The organism is Nocardia sp. NPDC003999, assembly GCF_053604885.1.
The window spans coordinates 550,930-573,680 of record NZ_JBSGIB010000003.1; the positions used below are offsets into that span (position 1 = coordinate 550,930).

Consider the following 22,751-nt stretch of genomic DNA (forward strand, 5'->3'; position numbering starts at 1 on the left):
GAACCCTTCGCGAGGTCGGCGAGAGAGCGATTGGGCGGGCCACCAACTCCATTGTTCGTGGCCACATCAAGCATAATATATCATTTGCGGTCGTGGGTGGCGCCGGCCGCTCCGGGAACGGCCTCGTTGCGGCCGCCGCCGCTTCCGGGGTGCGGTGTGGTCATCGGTTCGCCGGTGCCATCTGCTCGGTAATACGTGAGGCATAATGCATAGATCGGCCGAACGGAAAGGATCGAATCCCCATGGAATCGACTGCGCAGGGGCTGCCTCGCCGCATGAACTCCCAGCGTCAGCAGCTTTCCGAGGACGTGGCGACCTACGTGCGCGAACTCATCATCTCCGGTCGGGTCCGCACCGGCGAATTCCTGCGCACCGAACCGATCGCCGAGGCGGTGGGTGTCTCCAACACCCCGGTTCGCGAAGGGTTGTTGCTCCTCAGCGGTGAGGGATTCGTCGAACTGGTGCCCCGGCGCGGATTCATGGTCGCGGCGTTCAGCAGGCAGGACGTGCGCGATCTGTTCTGGGCCCAGGCCACCCTCGCTGGCGAATTGGCCGGGCGCGCGGCCAAATCCATCACCCAGCGTCAGCTCGACCACCTCGCCGAGGTCGTGGCCGAGCAGCAACGCGTCATGGCCGGGGACAACGATCCCGAGCGGATCGTCGCGCTGGGCCACGAATTCCACCGCACCATCAATCTGGCCGCCGATTCGCGCAGGCTGGCCATGTTGCTCGGCTCGATCGTCAAGCAGCTGCCGAACCGCTTCTACGGCAATATCGAGGGCCACGCCAACGAGACCCTGCATTTCCATCCGGCCATCCTCGAGGCGCTGCAGAAGCGGCGCGTGAAGACGGCCGCCACACTCATGCGCGACCACATCATGTCCGGCGCGGACGAACTCATCGCCATGCTGGAGCGGCAGGGCATGTGGTCGGAGGAGCAGAAGAACACCGCCTAGACCGACGGCATGCGGCAGCGGCGGCGCCCACCGGCCCGGTGCGCGCCGCCGTTCGTCGTCGGTGCGGGTCAGCGGGTCAGGACGGCGACCGGTCCGTCCGACATGAACACACCGGTGTCGACCGGGTCGCGACCGGTGTGGGTGAGGGCGCCGTCGGGGCCGATCGTGTACGTGTGCACCCGGGTGGTGATCTGGGCGGTGAGAACGTCCACCAGGTAGAGGTGCCGCCCGTCGGGATCGAGGGCGACCTGACCCGGCATCGTGCCCGCGGGCGCCGGGTACGGCGAGCCTGGCAGCGGGGTCAAGGCGCCGTCGGCGCCGACGGCGAAACCGGCGATCGATGAGCCCACCGCGTTGGGCACGTACATGCGGCTACCGTCCGCGCTCGCCACGGCGCCGTGCGGCACGCCGCCGGTCGGGTACGGGGAGCCAGGGGTCGGGGTGAGGCGGCCGTCGTCGGCGATCGCGTATCCGGACACGTCGAAACCGAATTCGTTGCTGACATACAGGAACCGGCCGTCGGGGGTGTAGCCCGGCGCGACCGGGCCGAACCGCACCGTCTGTGTGCCGAGTGGGGTCAGGGTGGCGCCCGCGCCGACGGCGTAGCTGGACACGGTGTCGCCGATGTAGGTGGCCACGCGCAGGAATCGGCCGCTGGGGTCGACGCCGGCCATGCCCACCGCGCTGAGTCCCTCGACGGCGACCCGCGACGCGCCGGTCGGGGTGAGCGCGCCGGACGGCGCGACCGTGAACGATTCGACATGCCCCGGCGCGCCGCCTACGACGACGAACAGAACCGTGCCGTCGGGGGAGAGGCGGGCCGAAGTGGGCGGCCCGCCGACGGTGACCGCCGCGCCCGGAATGGGGGTCAGGGCGCCGTTGTCGTCGAGCCGGTAGCCCGAGACACCGAAATCGCCGGCATGCGGTACGTACACCGTGCGACCGTCGGCCGAGGCGACCAGCGACAGCACGCCGAAACCGGTCGGGAACGGACTGCCCGGCACCGGGGTGAGCGTGGTGTCGTGCTCGACCCGCAGCACGCTGATCCCCAGCGACGCGGTGCCCGCGGTGATCAGAAACCGCGGCCGCGCGGGTGCTGCCGAGGCGGGGGCGGCGGGTCCCACTGCGCCTATGGCGCACAGCAGGACGGTGAGCAGAGTTGTCATGGCGCCGCGGTTCCCGCGGAACGGCCTGGGCATCGGCGGATCTCCTCGTCGAGCTCTGGTGTGCCGAGTGCACACCAGGAGGGAGAATCCCATATTAAATATGACTAATGCTCTGAGCTGTGATCGATCATGATGAACCACACCGATAATTGGGGCAGTTCAGAGGCTTTTATACTTCTGGGTTCAATTCGGTCCGGAAGCTACCCGCGATGTGACGCATACTATATTGTGCATGTGCCGAGCGATGTTCGTCCGCTCGAAGTACATGGAGGTACTGCCCGAAGATGTTCGTCGACACTGTCACCCCTTCGCGCCGCGTCGTCCTGGCGCTCTCGGCCGCCCTGGCGCTGAGCTGGCTGCCGACTCTCGCCCACGCGGATCCCGCCTCGGAGATGCCGAGGTACCTCCTCGTCGCAGGCACCGGATCATCGAACATCGGCGTTCTGCGTGTGGCGGCCGACGGTGGTCTGAGCCAGGTCCCGGGGGCGCCGTTCGCCAGTGACACCGGATCGCTCACCCTCGAGATCACCCCCGACGGTCGCCGGGTCTACACCGGACACGTGGTGTCGGGCTCGATCATCGGCTACGACCTGGGGGCCGACGGATCGCTGCGCGAGATCGCGGGCAGTCGTAGGGCATTCGGTGAACCGGTGATCGGTGTGACGATCACGCCCGACGGCAGGCGGCTGTTCGCCACCATCGGCGGCGTCGCCAACGAGGTGCGCTCCTTCGACATCACCGCCGACGGACTGCTGGTACCCACGGGCGCGCCGCCCACCCGGGTGGAAGGGATGAGCGCGCTGAGCCTGCCGGTCCTGACTCCCGACGCGCGCACGCTGTTCGTCAGCAGTTTCGTCGCGGGCACCGTCGCCGCCTTCTCGATCGGGCCCGATGCCTCGCTGTCCCCGCTGGGTGCCCCGCTGGCCACCGGTGAACGTCCCGCGTTGCCCACCGTCACCCCGGATGGGCGCTTTCTCTACATCAGCAACGAAGGCACCGACAATGTCTCCGGCTATGTGATAGCCCGCGACGGCAGGCTTTCACCCGCGCCCGGTTCGCCGTACCCGACCGGCGGCACCCCGCACGGCACCGCGATCACCGCCGACTCGCGACGCATGTATCTGCCCGCCTCCGGTGGGGGAGAGATCGACGGCTTCGGCATCGGCGCCGACGGAGCGCTGCGTGCGCTGCCCGGCTCGCCCTACCCCGCTCCGGCAGGCGCCTTGCCCGGCCGCGTGGTGCTCGGACCGGGCGAACGACAGCTGTACGTGATCGACACGCTCACCGTGCAAGGCAGTGCGCGCGTGCACACCTACGACATCGACGCCGCCGGCGGCATTACCGCCTCCGGCAGGCCTTCCGCCGACACCGGCGTGATCTTCCACGACGGCCCGTCGGCTTACCTCACTCCCCGATAACCAACGACCGGGGCGGGCCGGGCCCGCCACCGGGTATCTACCCCGACCGGCTCTGCGAGCCGCCCTGCACCGAGGAGAACCGCCAGTGCCAACGGCGACACCGGATCCGAGCGCGGACGACCACCGGCCAGAACGCCCCCGTGGTCTGCGTGCGCGCTTCGGTGGCAGTGTGCGGACCCGCGTGCTGGCCATCGCGCTCATCCCGTCCATGGTGCTGTTCGGCACCGGTGTGGTCGCGGTGAGCCTGGTCGCGATCCGTGCCCAGGAGGCCAAGGAGTGGGCGGACTATCGCAGCGGGGTGATCGACCCGCTGCTGCGGTTCGTCACCGCGGTGCAGTCCGAGCGCCTGGCCAGCCTGACCGCCGTCGACCGGTCTCCCGCGAGCGCGGCCGGGATGCGCGCCGGACGCGACGACACCGATCGCGCCATCCAGGAGACCACTCGCATCGCCGCCACCGCCAAGAACATGGATGCGGACGCAGGCGCGGAATCTGTGCAGGCGCTGGCGGAACTGATCGGGCGGATCACCACGATTCGGGAGTCGGTGGACAGCGGCCGCGCCGCCACCGGCGACATCGACCGCTACTACAGCGATCTCGTCGCCGCGTTGCTCGGCGCGGGCCGCGACGGCGCCCGGAAAAAGTCCTCGGACATGACCACGATGGACGCCGAACTGAACTCGCTGGCGTTGTTGCAGGTGGCCGAGAGTCATGCCCGCGTGGTCGGCCTGGTGTCCGCCGGATTGGCGCGCGGCATGCGAGCGCCGGCCGAGCGGCGCACTCTCGGAGAGGCGATCGGCGTCTACCGTGACCAGTTGACGGCGGTGGATGCGCTGCTCCCGGCGGGAGTGCGGGCGAGCCTGCGCGCCATGACCACCGGGCCCGACTGGCGGGTGGCCGAAGTCGCGGAGAACGAGATGGCCGAACGCGGCGAGATGTCGACACCGGAGGAGGAGTGGTCCGCCGCGGAGAAGGCGGTCGCGACGCGCATGATGGCTGTGGTCCGCGATCAGTTCCGGGTCACCGTCGATCTGACTGCCGCTGCCGCCGACACCATGCTCTGGCGGCTCGGCATCGCCACCGCGATCATGCTGGTCGTCACCCTGGCCGCGCTGAGTGTCTCGCTGGTCCTGGCCCGGCGCCTGGTCCGCCGGTTGCAGGCCCTGCGTTCCGCCGGGCTGGTCCTGGCCCGGGACCGGCTGCCCGCGATCATCGCCCGCATCCACGACGGCGAACAGGTCGACGTCGAGGCCGAGACCGCGGTCGCCGACCGGGGTCACGACGAGATCGGTCAACTGGCCGAGGCGTTCTCGTTGGCCCAGCGCACCGCCATGGCCACTGCCGCCGAGGAGGCGCGGACCCGCGACGGCTTCAACAAGGTCTTCCTCGACATCGCCTTCCGCAGCCAGGCCCTGGTGCGTCGTCAGCTCGACATCCTCGATGTCGCCGAGGCCCGCCAGGACGATCCGGAGAATCTCGAACTGCTCTTCCAGCTCGACCACCTGGCCACCCGCGCGCGTCGCAACGCCGAGAACCTGCTCATCCTGGGCGGCCGCAGGCCGGGCAGGCGCTGGCGCAATCCGGTCGCGCTCGAGGACATCGTGCGCAGTGCGGTCTCGGAGACCGAGGGCTATGCCCGGGTCAACGCGGTGCGGCTGCCCGCGGTGAGCGTCACCGGCACGGCTGTGGCCGACGTCATCCATCTGCTGGCTGAACTGGTCGACAACGCCACCGCCTTCTCCCCGCCGGATTCCACGGTGTCGGTGCACGGCGCCGCCGTCGGCAAGGGCGTGGTCGTCGAGATCGACGATCAGGGTATCGGCATCGATCTCGAGGAACGGGCGCGGTTCAACGCCCTGCTCGAGCAGCCGCCGCAGTTCCACGAGATGGCGCTGGCCGGACACCGGCACCTGGGCCTGTTCGTGGTCAGTCGGCTGGCCGACCGGCACCGGATCACGGTGACACTGCAGGAGTCGGCTTACGGTGGGGTGCGGGCGATCGTGTTGCTGCCGTGGGCGATGCTCGAACGCGGCGACGAGAACATCACGGCCGCAATGGAACCCGTGGCCGCGCGGCGTCCCGTCCAGCGAGTGCCCGGGGTGTTCGGGGTATCGCGCCCCGACGGCATCGCCGGGGTCGCGCTGCCGGAACCGATCGAATCCGCCCGGGCAATGGCCGAACTCGCGGAGCCACACGCAGTGCACACCGGTCGCAACGGCCATCGGCCGGTATCGGTGGCCGGTCATCCGATCGCCGCCGACACTCGTCCCGCGCTGCCGCGGCGCGACCGGCTCAGTCACCTCTCACCCGAACTACGCGTCGACGCGGACGAATCCGCGATCGATCAGGTCGCGCCCCCGCCGCCGATCCGTGGCCGGGCGCCCGACGCGGTGCGCTCGGCCATGTCCGCACTGCAACGCGGGACCCGCCGCGCCCGCTCCACCCATCCGCACCAGTGAAGAACGGTCCGCACATGAACGACGACATGATGGTTCGCCACGCGCCCGCGGGGGCCCTCGACTGGCTGCTCACCAACCTGGTGAACAGCACCTCCGGCGCGGAATGCGCGGTGGTGCTGTCCGCGGACGGACTGGCGCTGGCCGGCTCGGACGGGATCGATCGCGAGGACGTCGAGCACCTGGCCGCCATGGCGTCGGCGCTGCACAGCCTCGCACGCGGGGTGGGCACGCGATTCGCCAAGGGCGGCCTGCACCAGACCGTCATCGAACTCGAACTCGGCTACCTGCTCGTCACCGAGGCCGGTCACGGCGCCTGTCTGGCGTTGCTTGCCGATATCGACGCCGATCTGGGACTGATCGCCTACGAGATGAACGTGATCGTCGGCCAGGTCCGCGACCAGCTGTCCGCCGCCCCGCGAACGTCGAGAACGCCGCTGCTGTGAACGGCGAACCCGAGGAGGAATGGGGCTACGAGGACGATCCCGGCCCCTTGGTCCGTCCCTTCGCGCTCACCCGCGGCCGAGCCGGCCGAGACGTGGCCGATCTCGACATCCTCACGCTCGTCATCTCGGTGGGCTACGAAGGCGAGGTGAACAGCCTCGACCGCGAGTACGCCGAGATCTTCCGGTTGTGCCGCAACCGGCCGTTGTCGATCGCCGAGATCGCGGCCCATATGAATCTGTTGCTGATCACGGTGAAGGTGCTCGTCGGCGATCTCATCTCGGCCGGATATGTGATCTTCCGGTCGCCACCGAAGGCCGACGTCGGCCCCGATCCCGAACTTCTGCAGGCGGTACTGGATGGCATTCGTAGACTCTGACGGCAACGGCGCCGTCGCCCACACTCAAGAACTGGCGGTGAAGGTACTCGTCGCAGGCGGTTTCGGGGTGGGCAAGACCACGCTGGTCGGCGCGATCAGCGAGATCACGCCGCTGCGCACCGAGGAACAGCTCACCGAGCTGAGCACCTCGGTCGACGACCTGCGCGGGATCGAGGGCAAGCGCACCACCACGGTCGCGCTGGACTTCGGCCGCATCACCATCGATCCCCGGGTGATCCTGTACCTGTTCGGCACGCCCGGCCAGGACCGGTTCTGGTTCCTGTGGCCCGAACTCTCCCGCGGTGCGCTGGGCGCGGTGGTCCTCGTCGACACGCGGCGGCTGGCCGACTGTTTCGCCGCCGTGGACTATTTCGAGTCCCGCCGCATCCCGTTCGTGGTGGCGGTGAACTGCTTCGACGGGGCCGACCGGTACGCGCCCGCGGAGATCGGCGCTGCGTTGTCGTTGCCGCCGCACGTGCCGGTGCTGTTCTGCGACGCCCGCGACCGACAGTCGTGCAAGGACGTGCTGGTATGCCTGTTCGAGTACATCGTCGCCGCCCGGCGTGGCAGGCCGAGCCCGGTCGGCTGAGGCGAGAGAAACCGGGCCGTCGCAGCCCACTCATCGGGTCGGGCGGGCTCGCGAAGCTGGCGTGAGAATATTTTATATAGTACACATTGTCGTGGCGTAGCTTGCGTCACAGTGTGAGAGGAACTTTCCATGACGAAGTCGGTCGAGATCGGGGTACTGCCCGCGCACCCGGAGGCGTCCTACATCGGCGGCCGCTGGGTGCCGGTGTCGTCACCGCAGACCTTCGACGTGCTCAACTGCGGTACCGAAGAGATCGTGACCACCGTCGGCGCCGCGAGCACCGACGACGTCGACGCTGCGGTCGCGGCGGCCCGCCGGGCTTTCGACAACGGGCCGTGGCCGCGGCTCTCGCCCGCCGAACGCGCGGGCTACCTGCGTGCGATCGCCGCCGAGCTGACCCGTCGTGGCGACGACTTCGCCCGGTTGTGGTCGATCGAGTCGGGCATCGTCTACTCGCTGGCCAAGACCCGGCTCCCGCTGTTCCTGTCCGGGGCGTTCAACGCCTACGCCGATCTGGCCGAGACCTTCGCCTTCCGTGAGGAGCACACCCCCATGTCCGGCGGGGCGGGTCTGCTGATCCGCGAACCGGTGGGTGTCGTCGCGGCGATCGTGCCGTGGAACGGTCCCGCCGGGCTCATGGCCTACAAGTGCGCGCCCGCCCTGCTCGCCGGGTGCACGGTAGTGCTCAAGCCCCCGCAGGAGGCACCCACCTCGGCCTACCTGTTCGCCGAGATCTGCGACGCGGTCGGGTTGCCGCCGGGGGTGCTCAATGTGGTGACCGCCGATCGCCGGGTGTCGGAGTCGCTGGTGCGCAACCCGGGCGTGGACAAGGTGACCTTCACCGGTTCGACGGCAGCCGGACGGACCATCGGCGCGATCTGCGCCGACCGGATGGCCCGCTGCACTCTCGAACTGGGTGGCAAGTCGCCCGCGCTGGTGCTCGACGACTACGACATCGGCACCGCGGCCAAGGTCCTCGCGGGCGGGATCAGCTATCTCGCCGGGCAGGTCTGTCACAGCCTGACCCGCGTCATCGTCAGCGAGCATCGGCACGACGAACTCGCCGAGGCGCTCGGCGCCGCCATGTCCGCGGTGAAGGTCGGCGACCCGTTCGACGAAACCGTGCAGATGGGCCCACTCGCCTCGGCCCGTCAGCGCGAACGCGTGGAGGACTACATCGCCGCCGGAACCGCGGGCGGCGCCCGGCTCGTCACCGGCGGCGGCCGCCCCGCCGGGCTGGACCGCGGCTTCTTCGTCGAGCCCACCGTCTTCGCGAACGTCGACAACTCCTCGGTGATCGCGACAGAGGAGATCTTCGGCCCGGTGCTGGTCGTCGTCCCGGCCGAGAACGAGGACCACGCGGTGGCCCTGGCCGACGACAGCCCCTACGGGCTCAACGCCGCGGTCTTCACCACAGAGGCCGATCGCGCCTACCGCGTGGCCCGGTCCCTGCGCACCGGCACGGTGGGGCACAACGGCCCGCGCACCGACTTCTCCATCGCCTTCGGCGGTTTCAAGATGTCGGGTATCGGCAGGGAGGGCGGCTCCGAGGGCCTGCGGTCGTTCCTGGAGACCAAGACGCTGGTGCTCGACAGCGCGCCCAGCGACACCGCGGGATTCGGTAACTGATTCCCGCACAGAACTTTTCCATCACCGAGTAAGACCACAGGAGAGAGATCCATGGCTGGAATCGACGGACGCTCGATCATTGTGACGGGCGGCGCGAGCGGTATCGGTGAGGCGGCCGCGCGCCTCTTCGCCGAGAACGGCGCGAAGGTCACCATCGCCGACGTCGCCACCGAAGCGGGGGAGGCGCTGGCGGAGAAGCTGACGGCCGAAGGCTACGCCGCGCAGTTCGTGACCGTCGACATCACCGACGAGGACCAGGTGAAGGCGATGGTCGATGCCGCGGTGTCGGCGTACGGCCGGCTCGACGGCGCCTTCAACAACGCCGGGGTGCCCAACAACGGCAAGAAACTGGTCGACATCAGCCGCGAGGAATTCGAGCGGGTGTTCCGGATCAATGTCACCGGTGCGTTCCTGTGCATGAAGCACGAGATTCCGGCCATGATCGAGACCGGTGGCGGTTCGATCGTCAACACCGCCTCGGTCGGCTCGTTCATCTACATTCCGATGGCCGCCGAATACAGCGCCTCCAAGCACGCACTGGCCGGCCTGACCAAGGCCGCGGCCGCGGAATACGGCGAGGTGGGTATTCGGGTCAACGGCATCGGCCCCTCGACCGCCAAGACCCCGATGTACCTCGAGTACCTCGAGAAGAACCCCTCCTACGCCGACACCGTCGCGGCCACACACGCCCTGCGCCGTGCCAGCGAGCCGGTCGAGCACGCCGAAGCGGCCATGTGGCTGCTGTCGGACGCGGCCTCGTTCGTCACCGGCACGACCATTCCGATCGACGGCGGGTACACGCTGTACTGATCGAATTCCGAAAAGGCTCTTCCGATTTCCGGCCGGGAGGGCCTTTTCTGCTGTCCGGATCCGCTCGCGAACACGGTGCAGCCGAGACTTTTCGGCTGTCCAGATTTCTGGACAGGGAAAGCGCTGAGAGCTGCCTACCGTCACATCTGGAAATAGCGCTGAGGCATTCACGCCCATTTCCGTTCCTGCGCATACCGCGCGCGTTTTATCCGGTCGGGGGCAGCGGTGCTCGCCGGTCAGTTGGAGGTAGTACAGATGTTCCGGACCACACGTCGTTCACGCCGGGCCGCCGCCGGGCTCGCAGCCGCGTTTCTCCTCGCCTCGGCGGGCTGGCTGAATACGCCCGTCTCGGCCGCCGACCCGGGTGTCAGGTTCTTGGTGATCGGCGGCGCAGGCTCGTCGAACATCAGTGTGCTCGGTCTCGATCGGGCGGGCGCCCTGTCGCGGGTGGCCGGGTCCCCGTTCCCCGCCGGGACCGGCGGTTTGTCGCTGTCGGTCACCTCCGACGGGCGGAAAGTGTATGCGATCAACACGGTTTCGGGCACCGTCGAGGGATACGCGCTCGCCGCGAACGGCACGCTCAGCCCGGTTCCCGGCGCGCACCTCGACCTCGGCGGGCCGGGCGTCGGAGTGCTGCCGTCGCCCGACGGCCGGACGCTGTTCGTCACCACCGGCACCGTGACCAACGAGATCCGTTCCTATCGCATCGCCGCATCGGGCGCCCTGGAACCGACCGGCGCCGCTCCGGCGCGGATTCCGGGAGTGAGCGGCCTGAGCATGCCCGCCATCACCCCCGACGGGCGATTCCTGTTCGCGGTCGGCTGGCTCGAGGCGACAGTGTTCAGTTTCGCGATCGGCCCGGACGGTGCGTTGACGCTGGTGGATTCGGCAGCCGCGGGTCTCATGTCGACCATTCCCGGCGTCACCCCGGACGGTCGTTTCCTCTACACCAGCAATGAGGCCCAGGGCGACATCTCGGCCTTCGCGATCGGGGCCGACGGCCACCTGAATCCGGTTCCCGGGTCACCCTTCCGCACCGGAGTGATGCCGCTGCCGCACGGCGCGATGTTCACCTCGGACGGCAGGCGCATGTACCTGGCCGAATCCATGGCAGGTGGCATCGCGGGCTTCTCGGTCGCCGGCGACGGCGCGCTGACACCGCTGCCCGGCTCGCCTTACCCGGCCCCGATGGGGACCATGCCCGGCCGTGTCCTGGTGGACTCGGTGTCGCAGCGGGTCTTCCTCGTCGACGCGCTCACGGTCGCGGGAACGTCTCGCGTGCACGCCTATGCGATGGCAGCCGACGGACGGTTGACCTCCGCCGGAGAGCCCGTGGACACGGGCCTTATCTTCTCGGACGGTCCGTCCGCAGGCATCGCTACGCAGGGTTGATACTTCATATATTATATTTTGTCGTACCGACAGGGCTGCTGCCAAGGGAGAACCACGATGAAACCGTACCGTTCGATGCTCTTCATTCCCGGCCACAAGGCCGCCTGGGCCGACAAGGGTGTCGCCTCCGGTGCCGACGCGCTGATCCTCGACCTCGAGGACTCGGTGCCCGCCGCCGACAAGGCCGAGGCCCGCGGCATCGTCGCCGCCACCATCGACCGCCTCACGGCCGAAGGGGTGCGCCCAGATCTGTGGGTCCGAGCCAACCCGGAGGTCAGCGGACTGCTCGGCGCCGATCTTGAAGCGATCGTGCGTCCGGGTCTGACCGGCTTGTTCCTGGCCAAGGTGTTCACCGCCGCCGAGATCGTGCGCCTGGACGCGGTGCTCGGGCACATCGAGCAACGCGAGGGCATCGACGTCGGCACCGTCCGGCTGATCGTGTCCTACGAGACGGCGGTCTCGATGGCGCACTGCGAGGAGATCGCCGCGGCGAGTCCGCGGGTGGCGTCGCTGCTGGGCGCCACCGGGCCGAATGCCGACGTGGGCCGTGAACTCGGCTTCGAGTTCACCCCGGCCGGGCTCGAGACCCTGTATCTGCGCAGCCGGATCGTCCTGGCCGCGCGGTCCAACGGATTGCACCACCCGTTGGCGGGCGTGTGGCAGGACATCAAGGATCTCGACGGCGCCCGCCGGTTCTGCCTCGACAACCGGCAGCTGGGCTACCGCGGGCTGGTCGCCATCCATCCGTCCCACGTGGCGATCGCCAACGAGGTGTTCTCCCCGTCGCCCGACACCGTCGACTTCTACCGGCGCATGATCGAGGCTTTCCGGACGGCCGAAGCGGCCGGTAGCGCGGCCGTCGACTTCGAGGGCCAGCACATCGATCTCGCGCACGTCAAGACCGCGGAGGGCGTCATCGCCCTGGCCGATGCGCTGGCCGCCCATCGCTGAGCGGGCTCGGGTGGGTGTCCAGAAATCTGGACATCCGCCCGGCGGATATCCGCGCAGCATGGGTGGCGCAGGACGCCTGCATACGTCAGGACAGAAAGGCAACGTTCACCGATGAGCAGCACACCGGACCAGGCCACCAGGGATCTCGCCGAGAACTGGGTCAAGGCCCTCACCGACATCGATCTCTTCATCGAGATCAGCCACGACGACTGCCTCGTCTGGCACAGCGCCGACGACAAGTGGGTCACCGTCCGCGAAGCCGTCGCCGCGGTGTACGAGCGCTCCGGTGACGGTGCGGTGCCGACCTTCGTGCCCGGCGGTATCACCTTCACCGAGCACGGCTTCTTCAACGAGTGCACGACGGAGGTCACCATCGGCGGTCAGGAGATGAAGCTGCACCTGCTGCAGATCGTCGACGTCCGCGACGGCAAGGCCGCCCGGGTGCGGGAGTACATCGGCCCTGAGATGGGCGTCCAGCCCTGATCCCGGCTCTGCCGGTCCATCGCTGTACCGCCCGGGAGCCGGGCCCACAACCATCCGAAAGGTTCACCATGAGCGACCTGCTCGCCCTCGTCGAGACGCACTACGAGGGACTGGAGGCCGGCGATCTCGAGCGCGCCGCGAGCCCGTTCACCGACGATGTCGCGGCCGAGTTCCCGTCCGGCCCCATGTCCGGCATCGAAGCGCTGCGCGGCCTCATCGGCGCCTTCATCACCGCTTTCCCCGGGATGAAGATCGAGCGTCGCAACATCTGGACCGATGGCGACACCGCCATCGCCGAACTCGTGTTCACCGGTGTCCAGACCGGGCCGCTCGCGACCGCCGAGGGCGAGGTCCCGCCGTCGGGCCGCACGGTCACTTTCCCGCTCATCGACACCTTCACCGTGCGCGACGGCAAGGTCGCCGAGCACCGGGTGTACTGGGACAACGTCAGCTTTCTGACCCAGCTGGGCCTGATGCCCGCCCAAGCCGACGCCTGAGCGCCGCGCCGAGACCCGAACCCCTCCGGCCCGTGGCCGGAGGGGTTCGTGCTGTCTGCCGAGCTGCCGAAGGGGGCTGTCCGGAGCCCTGCCCGGTGTGCAAATTGCTGGACATCCGCGCAGAGCGGAAGACCATAGCCTCCCAGACATGACCTTTGATTCGACGTCGTCAGGTGGTCGGGGAGTGTGGCGCAGGCGGGTTCTGTTTCCCGCGCTCGCCGCGATCGTGCTGCCCGGCTTCACAGCGACAGCGCCGCCCGCCGCAGCTGACACCGCCGGCTATCACCTCTACGCTCACGGTTTCCTCAGCGCCGGCCTCGCGGGCTACAACGCGACCGACTCCGGGCAGCTGACACCCATCGCGGGCCGCCCGACACCCGGCGCGCTGAACTGGCCGCAGGCGGCCACCCAGGACGGTCGCTTCCTGTTCGCCGCTCCGGGCAGCGATCCGCGCCTGATCCCGTACGCGATCGGCGCCGACGGTGAGCTCACACCGGGGACGGCGCTGCCGCTGCCGGACGTGCCCGTCGACATCGCCTTCGCCCCGAACGGCCGGGACGGTTACGTCCTGGTCGGCCTGCACAACGCGCGGATCGTCCCCGTGCGAGTCGGCGCCGACGGCACACCGGTCGCCAACGGTGCGCCCGTCCCGTTCGGTGACGCCGCCGACGGCGTCGCCTCGGGCACCGTCTCCCCGGACGGCCGCCAGCTCTACGTCGCCAGCCTGCTGTTGCGCCAGGTGCTGGTGTTCGACATCGGCGCAGACGGTTCCGTGTCGCCGGTGAAGCAGCGGGTCGGCACCGGCCTGAACCCGATCTTCCCGCGGGTGTCCCCGGACGGCAGGCACGTCTACGTGGTCAACGAGATCAGTGGTTCGGTCTCCGGCTACGCGCGCGCCGAGGACGGTACCCTCACCGAGATCGCCGGGTCGCCGTTCCCCACGGGTCTGCTGCCGCATGTCAGCAGCATGACCTCCGACGGCCGGTTCCTGTACGTGCCGAACATGGGCTCGGGACACATCAGTTCGTTCGCGGTACAGCCCGACGGGGTCCTGATTCCCCTGCCCGATGTCGAGTTCGCGCCCGGCAAGCCGGGGACGTGCGCCGAGGCCACGGTGCTCTCGCCCAGCGGCACGACGCTGTGGGCGCTGGGCACCGACCCCCTGCGCGGTGGTGAGGAGATCCTGCACCGCTTCCGGATCGGTCCCGACGGCGGCCTCCACCTGGACGAGTCGGTGGACAGCTACACCGGCACCTATGTCGCCGACGGCCGCACGCTGTCGCTGGCAGCTACTCGCTGACCGACGCGCGCCGGCCCGCCGGGATCGATCGATCCCGGCGGGCCGGTGGTTGTCCGGTCATCGACGAGACGCGCGGCGGCCTTTCCACGTTCGTCCTGGCTGCCGGCCGATGACACGTACGCCCCATGCTCGGTGAAGGTCGGCGACTTCGCCGGTCGGCAGGTTCACAGCGGCCACTGCAGGTGCTTGACTTCGAAGAACTCGCGGAACCCTTCTTCGCCGCCTTCTCTGCCGATGCCGCTGTGGCCGGGACCGCCCCAGGGGGCGTCGGCCCGCATGCCGCCGCCACCGTTGATGGTGACGGTGCCCGACCGCAGTCGCCGGGCGAACTCTATGGCCTCGGGGATCGGCCCCCAGACATTGGCGTTGAGTGCGTATTTGACGTCGTTGGCGATGCGGACGGCGTCATCGAGGTCCGTGTAGGGCATGATCACACCCACCGGTGCGAACAGTTCCTCCTGGGCGATCTCGGCTTCGTTGGGCACACCGGTCACCAGGGTCGCCTCGAGGAAGAATCCGTTGTCGAGGCCCGCAGGCCGGCCACCACCGACCGGTATGTCGGCGCCGGCATCGCGTGCGCGGGCGATGAATCCTTCGACGTCGGCGCGGTGTTCGCCGGTGATGAGTGGCCCCAGGACGGTGTCCGGCGCGAGCGGGTCACCGACGGTGAGGCTGCGCAGGAACGCGCCCGAACGTTCGACATATTCGTCGAAGTCTCTCTGCGGCACCAAGCTTCGCGTCGTGGCGCCGCACGCCTGGCCGCTGTTGCGAGTGAATCGCAACGCCGAGGCGGGAACGGCGCGTTCCAGATCGGTACCGGGCAGCAGGATGTTGGGTGACTTCCCGCCGAGTTCGAGGACCACCTTCTTCAACGACGGCGCGGCCAGAGTGAGGATTCTGCTGCCGACCGCGGGGGAGCCGGTGAAGGTGACCATGTCGACTTCGCCTGCGGTGACGACCTGTTCGGTGACCGCGGGCGGGCCGAACACGAAATTGACCGCGCCCGCGGGGAATCCGGCTTCCTCGACCAGCTCGACGAACGCGGCGGTGAGCAGCACGGCCTTGGGCGAGGTGACCAGTATCGCCGAACAGCCTGCGGCGAGTGCCGCGCCGAGTTTGTAGGCGCTCATCATGATCGGCACGTTGTAGGCGACGATCGCCGCGACCACGCCCGCGGGTTGGCGCAGCAGCAGGCTGCTGGTGGTGATCGGATCGTGGTCGAGCGGCATCGGCTGTTCGTAGCCGTCGCGTGGTCCGCGAACGGCGGCGTCGGCGAACCAGCGGAAGAATTTGGCGGGCAGGTCGACGTGGAGGGTGGCGCCGCTGCCGACCGGGGTGCCGATCTCGGTGGCGGCGAGCCGGACCAGCGCTTCCCGGTTCGCCTGGAGGAGGTCGGCGAGGCGGTGCAGCAGAGCACCGCGTTCGGCGGGGCGGAGCCGGCTCCATGCCCCGTCGTCGAACGCGCGTCGAGCCGCCGACAGCGCCGCAGCCACCTGGACGGGACCGGTGGCGGGAGTGAGCGCCACCTGGAGGCCGGTCGCGGGGTTGATCGTGGCGATCGGGTCGCCGTCGCCGCCGGTCCAGCGACCGTCGATGTAGCTGGACGCCGCACGGATCGGAGTAGTCATGCGCGAATCCTTCGCGGGTAGAGATCGGATGGTGGGAGAGCGCTCAACCGACGCGGGAAGCGGGCCAGTCCCTGGCGGGAGAGCGCCAGGCGGGCCAATGGTCCTCGGGCTCCGGGCGGGTCACCGACACGTGGTGGAAGCACTGCTGGCACTTCACGACCATGCGCGGGCCGAGGAAGTTGGCGACGGGATAGCGTGCCAGCTTCGCCGCACCGCAGGCCGGGCACGCGCCGTCGACGGGCACCCGTTCGACATATACGCGCTCGGTCTCGGGGCGGGGGAACAGGAGTCGATCTACTGACATGGAATTGGTCCTCGTCTTCAGAGTGTCCAGGTGCGGGGAGTGGCGACCGGCACCTGCCAGCGCCCTTCGGCGCGCTCGCTCGCCAGACGCGCGCGCTGTGCCGTCGTGGCCGCTTCGTCCACCACTCCGTCGCTGAGCACGACGCCGTAACCGGCGGTAGCGAATTCGGTGCTCACCAGTCCGGACCGCACGTCGGACGCGACCCGGTCCACCTCGCGTTCGAGCGGATCACCCCAGCCGCCGCCACCACCGATGACGAACCGCAGGGCGTCGCCGGCTCTCAGGATCAGACCGGAGAACTTGCCTGTCCGATAGCGCGCGCCCCGCCCGAATTCACCGTGGTTCGGGTCGGGCCTGCCGTCGGCGTCGAACATGCCGAACAACGGCTCGATGCCGCGCAGGTCGAGCGGGTCGCAGTGCCGGGCGAGATCGAAACCCTCGATGTACCAACCGAATGCGGGAGCGCCCGCGCCACCGCCGTTGGAGCCCGGTGCGCCGACGCGGATTCGGTCGGCGGTGACCGTGACCATCGTGTCGGACTCGGCGTAGATCGAATACACCGAGCCGGCGCCACCGCGATACCGACCGGCACCTGCGGTATCGACCACCATCTCGTGCTGGACGACGACCAGCGGGCTCTCGATCTCGAGGTGCTCCTGCACGGAGGTGCGGCAGTTGCCGATCGGGATCACGCAGAACGAGACACCGTCTTCCTTCCACGTGCCGCCCCAGCCCCCGCCCGCGAGCGCGAACGCGCCCCACGGTGTTCCCTCGCGCCCGGCCCGGGTGTCGATGCCGCCGAGGCTGACGACCACCGCGGTGCCGGTGTCGCAGGCGAAGGCCTCGTCGGTGGCCCGGCTGAGCGCCTGGGTCACCACATTGATGCCGCGTGCGCCGATATCGGCGTGGTTGGAGCAGCTCGACGGTGGCAGTACCTGCACCACACTGCCGGACGGCAGGATCGTCTCGACCGGGCGCAAGGTGCCGCTGTTGACCGGCGTGGAGGGGTCGACCATCAGCTTGACCGCCTCGATGCATCGGGTGGCCTCGCACCAGGCGGTGCCGCAGTTGCCCAGCGGCTGACGACCGGAACCGGAGAAGTCGATCTCCATCGAATCCCCGCGGACCTTCACCGTGACGTGCACGGGGATCGCTTCACCGCTCACGCCGTCCTCGTCGAGGAAGTCCTCGGCGGTGTAATCGCCGTCTGGAATGCTCGCGATACCGCGGCGCATGCTCGCCTCGGTCGACTCGATGGCGTATCGCCCAGCGGCCCGGATCTTGTCCAACCCGCTACGGGCGACGAGTTCCTGCAACTGCCGTTCGCCGACGACCAGGCAGCCGTGTAGTGCGCGCAGATCGCCGAGCACGAGCTGCGGCACCCGGTTGTTCTCCAGGAGGAAGTTGAAGGTCGGCCGCACCGGAACGTCGTTGGCGTACAACAATGTCGGCGGCAGTTTGAGCTGTTCCTCGAAGTGCGTCTGCGTGCCGTTGGAGAAGCCGCCGGGGATCGCCCCGCCGAGGTCGACCAGGTGCGAGGTCGAGTGCAGCAGGAACTCCACCCGGCCGTTCACGAACACCGGACGCAGCAGGTTCACGTCGGACTGGTGGATGGTGCCACGCCACGGGTCGTTGACGAAGATGACGTCGCCGGGCTGCATCGTGTCGATGTCCCAGTCGTCCATCACGAAATTCGCGATATGCGGCGCGGTGAAGGCGTGCTGCATGCAGCCCTCCCACAGCGCGACCGTCTCCCAGCCGTCGTCGGTGCGCATGTGGATGGCGCTGGTGCAGTCGAGGATGTCGCGGCAGACCGGCGAGAAGGCGCTGCGCATCAGGGAATCCAGCATCTCGCGGGCGACTTCGATGAGGCCGTAGCGCAGGATGTCGAGCTCGACGTCGACCGCGGGGCCTGGGGTATGGGTGGTGCTGGTCATGGTTGCTCCTCAGGCCTGCGGCTCGATGATGAGATTGGTGTCGTCGTCCACGTGGGCGGCGCGGCCGGGCAGCACCAGGGTGGTCGCGAACTTCTCGGCGATCAGGGCGGGCCCCGGCACCGGCCGATGCGGTGCGAGACGTTCACGGACGTGGATCGGCGCCTCGACGGGTTCGGTGGTGCCCGGCACGGTCAACCGGGTGGTACGCAGGAACGACCCGCCCTCGTCCGGCGTGTGGTCGGCGGCGCGGAGTTCGCGCGGGATCACCGCGGTCACCTCGACGGTGGACACGACCACGGGGATCTCGGGGGCCGCGAAACCGTAGGAGTCCTGGTAGGACTCGTGGAATCGAGGGATCAGCTCGCCGACCCGCTCGGGTGTGAGCGCGGCCGCCTCGATCGGCAGCCGGTTGTCCCAGGTCTGGCCGCGGTACATCGCGAACACGGCGCGTTCGAAGCGAAGGCGCGACACGTCGATGCCCTGATCCCGCAGATCGGTTCTGATGCTGTCCTGCAATCCCGTGAACGCGGCTTCCACCGCCTCGGCGTGGTCGGGCGCCAGCGGAGTCATGATGGATCGCGCGCGCGTCACCATGAGGTCGCTGCGCAGCAGACCGAGAGCGGAGAACTGGCCGGGACTGCGCGGCACGATCACCTTGTCCACGCCGAGGATCTGACCGACCCGGTCGGCGAGCATCGGCCCCGCCGACCCGGACGGTTGCAGAGCGAACTCACGGATATCGAGGCCGCGGTACACCGAGATGCTGCGCACCTTCGCCGCGATGTCCTGGCAGGCGATCTCGTAAGCGGCCGAGGCGAGTTCGAGTGCCGACATGCCCCACTGCTTGCCGGTTGCGCGCAGCGCCTCGACCGCGGCGTCCACGTCGAGCCGGATGGCGCCGTTGGCGAACAGGTCGGGCGCCAGGATGCCGAGCGCGGCGCAGGCGTCGGTCAGTGTAGGCTCCACGCCGCCACGCTGGTAGCAGACCGGGCCGGGATTCGATCCGGCCGAGGCCGGGCCGACGGCGACGGTGCCGAGCGCGCTGGGGCGGATCAAGCTGCCCGCGCCGGAACCGATGCTTTCGACGTCGACCAGCGGCATGGTCAGCGTCAGCCCGGTCTCCAGGGTCCAGGTGTCGGTGAGTGGAGTCCTGCCGCCGCGGATCGCGGCCACGTCGGTGCTGGTGCCGCCCACATCGATGGTGAGCAGGTTCGGCACGCCGCTCTCGCCGGCGAGCTTGACGCTGCCGCTGACCCCGCCGACCGGGCCGGAGACGAGCTGGAACACCGGCGCCCGCCCGGCGTCGGCGAAGGTCGCCACCCCGCCGTTCATCATCATGATCCACAAGGTGCCCCGGTAGTCCTGTTCGGCGAGCCGGGCCATCAAGCGCTGGAGATAACCGACGACGGCCGGACCCACATAGGCGTCCAGGGCCACGGTGGTGGTGCGCTCGTGCTCGCGCGTCACCGGATACAACGCCGAGGTCTGGATATAGGCGCCGGGCAGTTCCTCGGCGACGATCTCGGCGGTGCGCTGCTCATGGGCGGGGTCGATGTAGGAATTCATCAGGCAGACCGCCACCGAGCGGGCGCCCTGGGCACCGAGTTCTCTGGCAGCGCGGCGCACGGCGTCCTCGTCGAGGGCGAGTATTTCGCTGCCGTCGTAGCGCAGCCGGCCGGGTACCCCGAAGCGCGACTCGCGCCGCACGATCGGACGTTCCTGGTGGGGCCGCAACCACGTCGGATCGTAGAAACGGTCACAGAATTCCCGGTGCATGCGCCCGATGTCGAGCAGATCGCGATGGCCGCCGGTGGCGATCAGCCCGGTGTGCGCGCCCGTCCGGCTCAGCAGCGCGTTGATCCCCACGGTGTGTCCGTGCACGATCTCGGCGACCTCGGGTACGGCGACATCGATCGCCGCCAGCGACCGGAGGACGCCGATCTCCTGTTGCATGGTGGACAGGACCTTGCCGTCGCGGACCTCGCCGGTGGCTTGATTCAGGCCGATGATGTCGGTGAACGTGCCACCGACGTCGATGCCGACGATCCAGTCGGCCTTCCGTTCACTCTGTGTCATACCGCGCCTCCGGGCCCGTGTGCAGCGGCGATGGTGCCGCTCTATGTCGCAGGTCACTTTTCCGCTCGGCGGGCGCGAGGACATCCACCGCGGGTGAGAGATTCGTACGACCTTCGGCCGGTCCGGTCGGATCAGGCGCGGATCGTCGTCGGGTCCGCGTTGCGCAACCAGATCGAAACCGCTTCGGCGCGATTGGCGGCGCCGAGTTTGCGCAGCACGCGGGTGATGTGGGTTTTGACGGTGCCCTCGGAGATGGTGAGCTTGCGGGCGATGCGCGCGTTGGAGTCGCCCGCGGCGAGCAGCCGGACGATCTGCACTTCACGGCGGGTGAGAATCGCGTCGTCGTACCGGCTCGCCGCGATCGATGCGGTGACAGCCGGTCGCGGCGCGGACCAGCGGCCCAACCCGTCGAGCTGAGCGCGCATCGCCGAGACGCCCTCGAGCACGGACACTTTCGCCAGCTGCTGGCTCAACCCCTGAGCGAAGGCGGACAGAAGCAGCTGATCGACCTCGTCGAGCGCCCGCTGCTGGTGGTAGCAATCGCCGTGCACGAGGCCGACCACGGCGCCGTCGACCACGAGGGGTGCGATCCCGTAGGAGGAGGATTTGGTGATCGCCGCCAGCGGGCGGTTGACCCGGGGGTTGTCCTGCACCTCGTGCACCAGCACGGCGCGCGCGTCGACCACCGTGTCATTTTCGACCAAGCCGTTGTCGAGGATCGGTGGGTTCTCCCGTCCGACCGCGACGATGTCGGCCGCCCACCGGGGATCGCGGACGACGAACATCGTGTGCAGACGCCACGCTCCGTCGACGGTGGAGACCAGGGCCCGATCGAAACCGAGACCGCACGCCGCTTCCGGGACCCGGGTCAGCAGCGAGTCCACGGTGGTCTCGCCACTCACCTCGGCGAGTGCCGCGTGCACCCTGCTCAGCCGCCGCGTCCGGTTCGCGAGCCGGATCTGCGCCTGCATGGATTCCGCCGCCCTGATCCGGTCGAGCACACCGAGCAATGCGGCCAGCCGGGTGGGAGAGGGCGCGCCCGCGTCCGCTTCGCGCAAGGCGTGGGAGGTGACCATGTCCCAGAGTTCGCCCAGGTTCCATTCGTCGGTGGCGGCTCGATGTTCGGCCGGATCGCGATCGATCGCGGCGTGCGCCTGCGCGGCGATCTCGGCGATGGTGGCGTTCAGCTCAGCGACACTGCGCTGTCTCGATGAACTGGACATGCGCGACTCCTGTATCCGCTGTCTTCGACACGATCTGGTGGGCCACGAGCCGAGGGCCGGACCACCGATGGATTCCCGGCTGTCGCCGGGAGCCGTGCGGGCCGGTCGACGCTGCCTCATGGTGCGGAGGTGACATCGCCGCCGGCGCGACCGGCGGTCTCCGAGGGCAGTTCGCCGAACCGTTCGCGGTACTGATGCGCGAAGCGGCCGAGGTGGAAGAAGCCCCATTTCATCGCCGTGTCACTCACCGAAGTGGCTCGGCCGGAGGCCAATTCGGCACGTACCCGGTCGAGTCGCACCGAGCGGACGTAGGCGCTCGGTGACATGCCCACAGCGTCGCGGAAGCCCAGTTGCAGCGCCCGGGCGGTGACTCCTGCACGGGCGGCGAGTTCGGCGGTCGAGACGTCGGCGTCGGGGTTGGCGTGGATATAGGCGACGGCGTCCCGTACCCGAGCGTGGCCGATGTCCGGTGCCGAGCCGGTCAGCCTCGGGGTGAGCTGGCTCGGCGCGGTGAGCAGGATCTGTGTCATCAGTGTCGACTCGAGTTCGCGGCAGGCCAGCGGCATCGTCGACACCCCGCCTTCGCGGGCCAATTCGTCGTAGACGAATCGGGTCGAGGCCAAAAGGGCACGGCCGGTGGGGGAATCGATGGGGAAGGTGAGGTCGAACAGGACCGGTTCGGTCTCCCGGTGGCCGAGCAGCCTGGCCGCGTGACGTTCGAAGGCACCTCGGCGCAGATTGATGTGATAGTGCGCCGCGTCGGCGCTCCAGCGGATCGATACAGGAGCGTCGTGGACGAACGCCACTCCGGCCTCACCCGCGCCGAACGAGCGGCGCGTGCCGTGCTGCGCCACCGTGCTCTGTCCCGCGACGGCCAGATTCACGTGATAGCACGTCTGCATCGCCGGCCCGTCGATGCGCGCGGCGGTGCCGTAGGCCATCCGGCCGACGGTCAGGCTCTCCGACCGCACCGTCTCCAGGGTGAAGTCGACGCCGCCACGCTCGTCGAGGGCGAGTTCGTGGTGGGCGAAGGTGGCGGCCACGTGGTCGTGGGCCGCGGCCGGATCTTCCGTGCGAAAGGCGCTCACGCACGCCGCGGGTGCTGACGGCAACG

20 protein-coding genes are annotated in these 22,751 nt (G+C 69.1%); 13 read left to right on the forward strand and 7 right to left on the reverse strand.

Translation table 11 applies throughout. From position 1 onward, the window contains the following. Positions 1–242 precede the first annotated feature (242 nt). Positions 243–956: a GntR family transcriptional regulator gene (locus ACWESM_RS10105; protein WP_067809775.1), complete on the forward strand. Its 714-nt coding sequence runs from the start codon at positions 243–245 to the stop codon at positions 954–956. Between the two features lie 68 nt (positions 957–1,024). Here ACWESM_RS10105 and ACWESM_RS10110 read toward each other — a convergent pair whose 3' ends face one another. Next, positions 1,025–2,155 carry a lactonase family protein gene (locus ACWESM_RS10110; RefSeq protein ID WP_452491378.1) on the reverse strand — a complete coding sequence of 377 codons (1,131 nt, stop codon included), beginning with the start codon at positions 2,153–2,155 and terminating at the stop codon, positions 1,025–1,027. A 251-nt stretch (positions 2,156–2,406) separates the two neighbouring features. Here ACWESM_RS10110 and ACWESM_RS10115 point away from each other — a divergent pair, with 251 nt between their 5' ends. The 12 genes from ACWESM_RS10115 to ACWESM_RS10170 all read left to right on the forward strand — a co-directional run bounded on the left by ACWESM_RS10115 (position 2,407) and on the right by ACWESM_RS10170 (position 14,469). Further along, complete coding sequence (locus ACWESM_RS10115) at positions 2,407–3,540, forward strand: lactonase family protein (RefSeq protein WP_452491380.1); 1,134 nt, start codon at positions 2,407–2,409, stop codon at positions 3,538–3,540. A gap of 85 nt (positions 3,541–3,625) precedes the next feature. Further along, positions 3,626–5,998: a nitrate- and nitrite sensing domain-containing protein gene (locus ACWESM_RS10120; RefSeq protein WP_452491381.1), complete on the forward strand. Its 2,373-nt coding sequence runs from the start codon at positions 3,626–3,628 to the stop codon at positions 5,996–5,998. A gap of 14 nt (positions 5,999–6,012) precedes the next feature. Beyond that, entirely contained in the window at positions 6,013–6,441 is a 429-nt protein-coding gene (locus ACWESM_RS10125; protein WP_364436961.1) for a roadblock/LC7 domain-containing protein, read from the forward strand. Continuing rightward, the gene (locus ACWESM_RS10130; RefSeq protein ID WP_067809767.1) at positions 6,438–6,818 is read left to right on the forward strand and encodes a DUF742 domain-containing protein; all 381 of its coding nucleotides are present in this window, start codon (positions 6,438–6,440) and stop codon (positions 6,816–6,818) included. The genes ACWESM_RS10125 and ACWESM_RS10130 overlap by 4 nt, the downstream gene beginning before the upstream one ends. After that, positions 6,799–7,407 carry a GTP-binding protein gene (locus ACWESM_RS10135; RefSeq protein WP_397281102.1) on the forward strand — a complete coding sequence of 203 codons (609 nt, stop codon included), beginning with the start codon at positions 6,799–6,801 and terminating at the stop codon, positions 7,405–7,407. Before ACWESM_RS10130 ends, ACWESM_RS10135 begins: the two co-directional genes overlap by 20 nt. Before the next feature lie 129 nt (positions 7,408–7,536). Continuing rightward, positions 7,537–9,036: an aldehyde dehydrogenase gene (locus ACWESM_RS10140; protein WP_379251627.1), complete on the forward strand. Its 1,500-nt coding sequence runs from the start codon at positions 7,537–7,539 to the stop codon at positions 9,034–9,036. Positions 9,037–9,087: 51 nt separating this feature from the next. Then, on the forward strand, positions 9,088–9,846 hold the full coding sequence (locus tag ACWESM_RS10145) for an SDR family NAD(P)-dependent oxidoreductase (protein WP_364436971.1): 759 nt from the start codon (positions 9,088–9,090) through the stop codon (positions 9,844–9,846). 255 nt (positions 9,847–10,101) lie between these two features. Beyond that, complete coding sequence (locus ACWESM_RS10150) at positions 10,102–11,238, forward strand: lactonase family protein (protein WP_452491384.1); 1,137 nt, start codon at positions 10,102–10,104, stop codon at positions 11,236–11,238. A gap of 57 nt (positions 11,239–11,295) precedes the next feature. After that, positions 11,296–12,189 carry an HpcH/HpaI aldolase/citrate lyase family protein gene (locus ACWESM_RS10155; protein WP_364436977.1) on the forward strand — a complete coding sequence of 298 codons (894 nt, stop codon included), beginning with the start codon at positions 11,296–11,298 and terminating at the stop codon, positions 12,187–12,189. Positions 12,190–12,300: 111 nt separating this feature from the next. After that, complete coding sequence (locus ACWESM_RS10160; RefSeq protein WP_364436980.1) at positions 12,301–12,672, forward strand: nuclear transport factor 2 family protein; 372 nt, start codon at positions 12,301–12,303, stop codon at positions 12,670–12,672. A gap of 68 nt (positions 12,673–12,740) precedes the next feature. Next, positions 12,741–13,169 carry an ester cyclase gene (locus ACWESM_RS10165; protein WP_364436983.1) on the forward strand — a complete coding sequence of 143 codons (429 nt, stop codon included), beginning with the start codon at positions 12,741–12,743 and terminating at the stop codon, positions 13,167–13,169. 148 nt (positions 13,170–13,317) lie between these two features. After that, positions 13,318–14,469 carry a lactonase family protein gene (locus tag ACWESM_RS10170; RefSeq protein WP_452491386.1) on the forward strand — a complete coding sequence of 384 codons (1,152 nt, stop codon included), beginning with the start codon at positions 13,318–13,320 and terminating at the stop codon, positions 14,467–14,469. A 164-nt stretch (positions 14,470–14,633) separates the two neighbouring features. Here ACWESM_RS10170 and ACWESM_RS10175 read toward each other — a convergent pair whose 3' ends face one another. The 6 genes from ACWESM_RS10175 to ACWESM_RS10200 all read right to left on the reverse strand — a co-directional run bounded on the left by ACWESM_RS10175 (position 14,634) and on the right by ACWESM_RS10200 (position 22,749). Beyond that, positions 14,634–16,097, reverse strand: coding sequence for an aldehyde dehydrogenase family protein (locus tag ACWESM_RS10175; protein WP_452491387.1), 1,464 nt, complete (start codon positions 16,095–16,097; stop codon positions 14,634–14,636). A gap of 43 nt (positions 16,098–16,140) precedes the next feature. Beyond that, on the reverse strand, positions 16,141–16,401 hold the full coding sequence (locus ACWESM_RS10180; RefSeq protein WP_364436992.1) for a hypothetical protein: 261 nt from the start codon (positions 16,399–16,401) through the stop codon (positions 16,141–16,143). Between the two features lie 17 nt (positions 16,402–16,418). Further along, positions 16,419–18,338: a hydantoinase B/oxoprolinase family protein gene (locus ACWESM_RS10185; protein WP_452491389.1), complete on the reverse strand. Its 1,920-nt coding sequence runs from the start codon at positions 18,336–18,338 to the stop codon at positions 16,419–16,421. A 9-nt stretch (positions 18,339–18,347) separates the two neighbouring features. After that, positions 18,348–20,414 (reverse strand): hydantoinase/oxoprolinase family protein, encoded by a 2,067-nt coding sequence (locus tag ACWESM_RS10190; RefSeq protein WP_452491391.1) that lies wholly within the window; start codon positions 20,412–20,414, stop codon positions 18,348–18,350. 131 nt (positions 20,415–20,545) lie between these two features. Beyond that, positions 20,546–21,637 (reverse strand): LuxR C-terminal-related transcriptional regulator, encoded by a 1,092-nt coding sequence (locus ACWESM_RS10195; protein ID WP_452491393.1) that lies wholly within the window; start codon positions 21,635–21,637, stop codon positions 20,546–20,548. Between the two features lie 116 nt (positions 21,638–21,753). Beyond that, positions 21,754–22,749, reverse strand: coding sequence for an AraC family transcriptional regulator (locus ACWESM_RS10200; RefSeq protein WP_228827021.1), 996 nt, complete (start codon positions 22,747–22,749; stop codon positions 21,754–21,756). Positions 22,750–22,751 lie beyond the last annotated feature (2 nt).